This window comes from Frankia torreyi (genome assembly GCF_000948395.1).
GTDB lineage: Bacteria > Actinomycetota > Actinomycetes > Frankiales > Frankiaceae > Frankia > Frankia torreyi.
Map to the genome: position 1 here is coordinate 269482 of NZ_JYFN01000002.1, position 6334 is coordinate 275815.

The window sequence follows — 6334 nt, forward strand, 5'->3', positions numbered from 1 at the left end:
GCCGGATTCGTGACGGTATCGGGGCGGCGTCGTCGCCTCCGGCCAGCCTGCGGCGCCGGCTGCCGGGCCTGCGTTGCCCGCCGGAGGAGTCCCGCACTAGTGTCTAACCAATTAGCCTTTGGTTTCGGCAATGCGTCAATGCGGCAGGGCGGCGGGCGTCCGTCGCGTGGGAGGCGACATGACAGCGCGGGTGGTCCGATGACGCTGCGGGTGGGCATCGTGGGGGTCGGCTGGGGGGCGATCGTTCAGGCTCCGGCCTACCGGGCGGCTCAGGGGTACGAGCCGGTGGCGCTGTGCGCGCGGACGCCGGAGCGGCTCGGGAAGGTCGCCGCCCGGCTGGGCATCGACGACACCTCGACCGACTGGCGCTCGTTCGTACGCCGCGACGACCTTGATCTGATCTCGGTCGCGACCCCGACCGCGCTGCACCACGAGATCACCCTCGCCGCGCTGGATGCGGGCAAGGCCGTGCTGTGCGAGAAGCCCCTGGCCGCCGATCCGGCGCAGGCCAGGGAGATGGTCGCCGCGGCGCAGGCGTCGGGCCGGCCGACCGGCTGCTGCTTCGAGAACCGCTGGAACCCGGAGTGGCTGGCGATCACCGACAAGGTGCGGGCCGGGCTGCTCGGCACCCCGCACGTGGCCCGGGTCAGCCGCAGCGCCTCCTACTGGCATCCGAGCCGGCCCCTGCAGGCCGCCTGGATGTACGACCGCGCCCAGGGCGGCGGCTACCTCGCCGGCATGCTCGTCCACGACCTGGACTTCGTCTGCTCGCTGTTGGGGCCGCCGGTGGCGGTGTGTGCCGACGTGCGCAGCTCGGTGCCGACGCGGGCGCTGCCCGACGGCGGGGAACTGGCCGTGACCGCGGACGACACCTCCGCGGTGCTGCTGCGGCTCGCCTCCGGCGCGATCGCGATCCTGAGCGTCTCCACGATCGGCGCGAACGTCGACCACTTCCGCCTCGAGCTGCTGGGCGGGGAGGGCACCATCGTCGCCGACGGCAGCCTGCGCCACACCACCTACCAGGCGGGTCCGGCGAGCGAGAAGGGGCTGGCGCCACTGGCCCCGATCGAGCGCGAGCCCGCCGCCCCGCAGCACCTGCCCGAGGGCCTGGCCGGGCACGGCAGCCGGGCGATGGCGCTGATGCTCGAGGACTGGCTGCCCGCCTTCGACGGCCAGCCCACCCCGGTCCCCACGTTCACCGACGGGCTGCTGAGCCTGGAGATCATCGACGCGGCGCACCGGTCGTCCGAGGGCGCCGGCTGGGTTCCCATCGAACTCTGACGATCGACGGGCGTGCCGATCGACGGACGTGAGGTGGAGCTCCGCCGACACGTGGGATTGCCGACGCGGGGGGTCACAGCCCCCTGCGAGGACCGCAGAAAGGACGGTGTACGCATGACCGACGCAGGGACCAACCCCGCCGCCGTCCCGCAACGCGAGGACGAGGACGACCAGGATCTGCTCACCTACAGCGAGGTGGCGGTACGCCTCGCCGAGGAGATCGAAGCGCAGAACACCCTGGTCACCGAGTTGGAGGGCGCCGAGCCGGTGGACGCCGAGCGTGTCGGGCGCGAGCGTGCCCGGCTCGCGGCGTTGCGCGACGCCCTGGAGCGCAACTCGCGGCGGCCGATCAACGACGAGAACTTCGAACGTTTCTTCGGCTACCGCGGCACACCCCGCTACGAGAGCTGAGTCCGCGCCACCGCCGCCCGCCACCGCCGCTCGGCGGGCCGCTGGCCGGCGGGTGAGCGCGGCACCAGGCGTGGGCGGTCGGCGGCCGGCGTGCCCGACCGCCGGGCCGGCGGCCCGCGCCTGATCGTTCCCGCCGTCCCGAGTACCACCCCGAACCCCGGCGTCCCACGGCGCCGGGGCATGTCCTTTTCCTTCACCGTTCCCCGGCTGCCTGCACCGTTGTCCAGCCACCTCCATGGTACACCAATTGTCCATTTTGCCCCTTTCCCTCTTGTCCCCTCCCTTCCCTGACCGCTTCCACGGGGGTTCACGATGCGTCGCCGTTCCTTATCGTTATCCAGCGCTGCCGCCGTGCTGGCGTTAGTCGCCGCGGGGGCGAGCGCGTGCTCGTCCCCGACCGCGTCGTCGGCGGGACCCTGTGACAGCCCGGGCGTGACCTCATCGGAGGTCAGGCTCGGGCTTCTTTATCCCGACTCCGGGCCGACGGCGGCCTCGATGGCCGCCACCCGCGCCGGGGTCGACGCCCGCATCGGCCAGGCGAACGCCGCCGGCGGCATCCACGGACGCAAGATCGTCTACGACTGGCGGGACGACCAGGGCGACCCCTCGGCCAACGGCGTCGCCGCCCGGGACCTGGTCGAGCAACGAGGAGTCTTCGGCATCCTGGAGTACTCCCTGGCCACCGACGGCAGCGCCCAGTACCTGGCCGAGCACGGCGTCCCGGTCGGCGGGCTGGCCACCGGCGACGTCTGGGCGAAGTACCGCACCATGTTCTCGTTCTCCTCCACCACCGGCGCCGCGACCGACACCTACGGCACGTTCCTGCGCTCGCAGGGCGGGACGAAGGCGATCCTGCTGCGGACCGCGCTGTCGGCCGGGGTCGGCAACACCAGCGCCAAGATGACCCAGAGCGCCCAGGCCGCCGGCATCCCGGTCGTCGGCGAGATCGCCTACACCGCGAACGCGGACAGCCCGGCGTCCGTCGCCCGGCGCATCGCCGACAGCGGCGCCGACACCCTGCTCACCGTCATCAACGCCCCCGACCTGCCCGCGGTCCTGACCGCCGTGCGCGCCGCCGGGGTGAACCTGCGCGTGATCCTGTCGGTCAGCGGCTACGACACCCAGCTCCTGCACGACTCCGGCGGCGCGCTGGCCGGCGTGACCATCCCGGTGTTCTACCGCCCCTTCGAGGCCGGCGGCCCGGCAATCGCGAACTACCGCACGGCGATGTCGCGCTACGCCCCGCAGGTCCCCAACCCGCAGCAGGAACTGGCGATGATCGCCTACATCGACACCGACCTGTTCCTGCGCGGGCTGACCGAGGCCGGTCCCTGCCCGACCCGCGAGGGTTTCGTCAACGCCCTGAACGCGGTGCACAACTACGACGCCGGCGGGCTGATCCAGCCGATGGACCTGGCCCACGACCGGGGCAAGCAGACCACCTGCTGGTCGTTCGTGCAGGCGAACCGCACCGGTGACGCCTTCAGCGTCGTCCGCGAGAACCTCTGCGGCCACGAGCTGCCCGCCACCACCGGCTCCTGACCGACCCACCCCGCTCGCGCCCGCCCGTCCGCCCGCGCCCTCGCCCGGACACTCCGGGCGAGGGCCCGCTACGGCGACAGGCTGCCGGCGGCAGCGGCGTCGTGGCGGGCGCGCAGGGCGGGGCGGGTGAGCTTGCCGGCGGCGTTGAGCGGCAGCGCGTCCACGACGTACCAGTAGGCGGGCACCTTGAACCCGGCCAGCCGGTCGCGGACGAACTGGCGCAGCTCGTCGGCGGGCGGCGGGCGGTCGGGGTCGGCGGGGACGACGAACGCGGCCAGCGTCTCCCCCAGCCGGGCGTCGGGCACCCCGACGATCCCGACGTCGGCGACCCCGGGATGTTCGACGAGCGTGTGCTCGATCTCCAGCGGGTACACGTTCTCCCCGCCGCGCACGATCATGTCGTTGCGCCGACCGACGAGGTGCAGGTAGCCGTCGTCGTCGAGGAAGCCGAGGTCGCCGCTGTGCAGCCAGCCGTCGGCGGCGTGCACGCTCAGGTGCGCCGCGGCGGCGAGCACCTCGCCGACCCCGGCGTCGTCCGGGTCGTCGATGCGCAGCCGCAGCCCGGGGACGGGCCGCCCGACGGTGGCGAGCAGGTCGGGGGCGCCGGCCGCGGCCCGGTCGTGGTCGGCCGGGGTCAGGCAGGTCAGCGGGCTGCCCTCGGTCTGGCCGAACAGGTTGACCAGACGCACCCCGGGCAGCACGGTCTGCACCCGGCGCAGGGTCTCCGGGCTGATCGGCGACGCACCGTAGATCAGGGTGCGCAGCCCCACCGCGTCGAGCGTCCCCTCGGCCAGCAGCATCTCGATCATCGTCGGGACGAGCTGGCAGTGCGTGGCGCCCTGCTCCCGCAGGCCGGCCCACCACTCGTGGCTGAAGCGCGCCGTCGGCAGCACGGTCGCGCCGACGGTCACCGCGACGAGGGTGTTGCCGAGCCCGCCGATGTGGTGCAGCGGCGAGCCGGTGGCGTAGCGACTGTCCGGGCCGAGGTCGAGCAGGCCGGACAGCAGCTCGGTGCGCGCGGCGAGCACCTCCTGGGTGACCGGCACCCGCTTGGCCGCCCCGGTGGTGCCCGAGGTGTGCAGGTACAGCGCGACCGGTCCGCGCGGCACCGGCGGGGCCGCGCCGGACGCCCGCATCGCCGGCACGGGTATCACCCGCGCCCCGGCCAGCGCCGCGGCCTCGGCCGCGACGGCGGCCCAGGCCGGTTCGGTGAGCAGGACGCCGGCGCCGCTGGCGCGCACCGGGCCGGCGAGTTCGGTGGCGGTCAGCCGGGGCCCGAGCGGGGCCACCGGCCGGTCGGCCGCCGCCCCGCCGAGCAGCAGCGCCAGCGCGTCGGGATTGCTGGTGAGCAGCGCCGGCACCGGCGTGTCCGCCGCGACACCGAGCCCGATGAGGAACTCGGCGGCGTAGGTCGCCCGCCCGACGAGCTCGGCGCCGCTGACCGGACCGCCGGCGTCGAGCACCGCCGGGCGGGCACTGCCCGCGTGCACCGCGAAGACGCGCTCCAGCCAGCCCCCGCCGACCCCGACCTCGACCCCGACGGCCACGCTGGCACCGGCGGCGCCGCCCACGCCCGCCCCGGCGCCGATGCCGGCGTCCGGGTCAGGCACCGACGTAGCCGACGGTCTTGGCCTCGGTGTAGGAGGCGAAGCCCTCCAGGCCGCCCTGCCGGCCCAGGCCGCTCTGCTTGAAGCCCCCGTAGGGGCCGTCGGAGCCGTAGAACATCCCGCCGTTGACGTTGATGCTGCCGGTGCGGATGCGCCGGGCGACGCCCAGCCCCCGCTCGACCGACGCCGAGTACACCCCGCCGGACAGGCCGTACGGGCTGTCGTTGGCGATGCGGACCGCGTCGTCCTCGCCGTCGAACGGGATCGCGCACACCACCGGCCCGAAGATCTCCTCCCGGGCGACGGTCATCGTGTTGTCCACGTCGGCGAGCAGCGTCGGCTGCACGTAGTACCCGCGCGGGAGGTGCTCGGGCCGCCCGCCGCCGACGACGACCCGGGCCCCCTGCGCCCGGCCGGCCTCGATGTAGCCGAGGACCCGTTCGCGCTGGCGGGCGTTGATGAGCGGGCCGGCGAGGTTCGCGGGATCGGTCGGGTCGCCGTAGGGCAGGGCGCCGATCACCCCGGCGAGGATCTCCACGCCCTCGGCGTAGCGCTCGCGCGGCAGCAGCACCCGGGTGAGCAGCGCGCAGCCCTGCCCGGAGTGCAGGCAGGCGCCGAACCCGGCCAGCGGCAGCACCGCGGCGAGGTCGGCGTCGTCGAGAACGATCATCGCCGACTTGCCGCCGAGTTCGAGCAGGGTGCGCTTCATCGTCGCCGCGGACTTCTCCACGACGAGGCGGCCCACCCCCGTCGACCCGGTGAACGACACCATGTCGACCCGCGGGTCGACGAGGAGCTGGCCGGCGACGGCGTTGTCCGAGCAGGGCACCACGTTGACCACACCCGGCGGGATGTCGGTCTGCTCGGCGATGAGCCGGCCGATGCGGGTGGCGTTCCACGGCGTGTCCGGTGCGGGCTTGAGCACGACCGTGTTCCCGGTCGCCAGTGCCGGGCCCAGCTTGTTGATCGTGACCTCGAACGGGAAGTTCCACGGCACGATCGCCGCGACCACGCCGACCGGCTCCTGCCAGACGGCCCGGTGGCTGGTGCCCATGAGGTGGGTGTCGGGCAGGGACCGCTCCCAGGGGAAGCTGTCCATCAGCTCCAGCGGGGCGCGCAGCCCGTCGGCCAGCGGCCAGTCGAGCTGGGCGATGCCGGTGACGGCGACGGGCGCGCCGGCCTCGGCGACGAGCTCGGCACGCAGCGCCTCGCGCTCGCCCTCCAGCGCCTGCTGGAGCTGCTGCAGGCAGCGGCGGCGCAGGTCCCGGTCGGTCGACCACGCCGACTCGTCGAAGGCGCGCCGCGCCGCGGCGATCGCGGCGTCCAGATCGACGGCCGCGGCGTCGCTGGTCTGGCCCAGCACCTGCTCGGTGGCCGGGTTGATGTTGTCGTAGACGGCGCCGCCGGTGGCCTCGACCAGCCTGCCGTCGATGAGCATCCGGGCCTCGCCGGCCACGGTCGCACCGGCCGCGGCGGGGGTGGTGGGGGTGGTG

Annotated in this window: 5 protein-coding genes; 3 read left to right on the top strand and 2 right to left on the bottom strand. The window is 74.3% G+C overall.

Translation table 11 applies throughout. From position 1 onward, the window contains the following. Nucleotides 1–198 precede the first annotated feature (198 nt). The 3 genes from FF36_RS02520 (at nt 199) to FF36_RS02530 (ending at nt 3234) form a co-directional block, all read left to right on the top strand. A complete protein-coding gene (locus tag FF36_RS02520; RefSeq protein ID WP_044883250.1) occupies nt 199–1281 on the top strand; it encodes a Gfo/Idh/MocA family protein in 1083 nt (360 codons plus the stop codon). A gap of 114 nt (nt 1282–1395) precedes the next feature. Beyond that, nucleotides 1396–1692 carry a hypothetical protein gene (locus FF36_RS02525; protein WP_044883251.1) on the top strand — a complete coding sequence of 99 codons (297 nt, stop codon included), beginning with the start codon at nt 1396–1398 and terminating at the stop codon, nt 1690–1692. Nucleotides 1693–2004: 312 nt separating this feature from the next. Continuing rightward, nucleotides 2005–3234, top strand: coding sequence for an ABC transporter substrate-binding protein (locus FF36_RS02530; protein ID WP_044883252.1), 1230 nt, complete (start codon nt 2005–2007; stop codon nt 3232–3234). A 68-nt stretch (nt 3235–3302) separates the two neighbouring features. Here FF36_RS02530 and FF36_RS02535 read toward each other — a convergent pair whose 3' ends face one another. Both FF36_RS02535 and FF36_RS02540 read right to left on the bottom strand, forming a co-directional pair. Beyond that, nucleotides 3303–4844, bottom strand: coding sequence for a class I adenylate-forming enzyme family protein (locus FF36_RS02535; protein ID WP_236706025.1), 1542 nt, complete (start codon nt 4842–4844; stop codon nt 3303–3305). Continuing rightward, on the bottom strand, nt 4837–6279 hold the full coding sequence (locus tag FF36_RS02540; RefSeq protein ID WP_044883339.1) for an aldehyde dehydrogenase family protein: 1443 nt from the start codon (nt 6277–6279) through the stop codon (nt 4837–4839). The genes FF36_RS02535 and FF36_RS02540 overlap by 8 nt, the downstream gene beginning before the upstream one ends. Nucleotides 6280–6334: the final 55 nt, after the last annotated feature.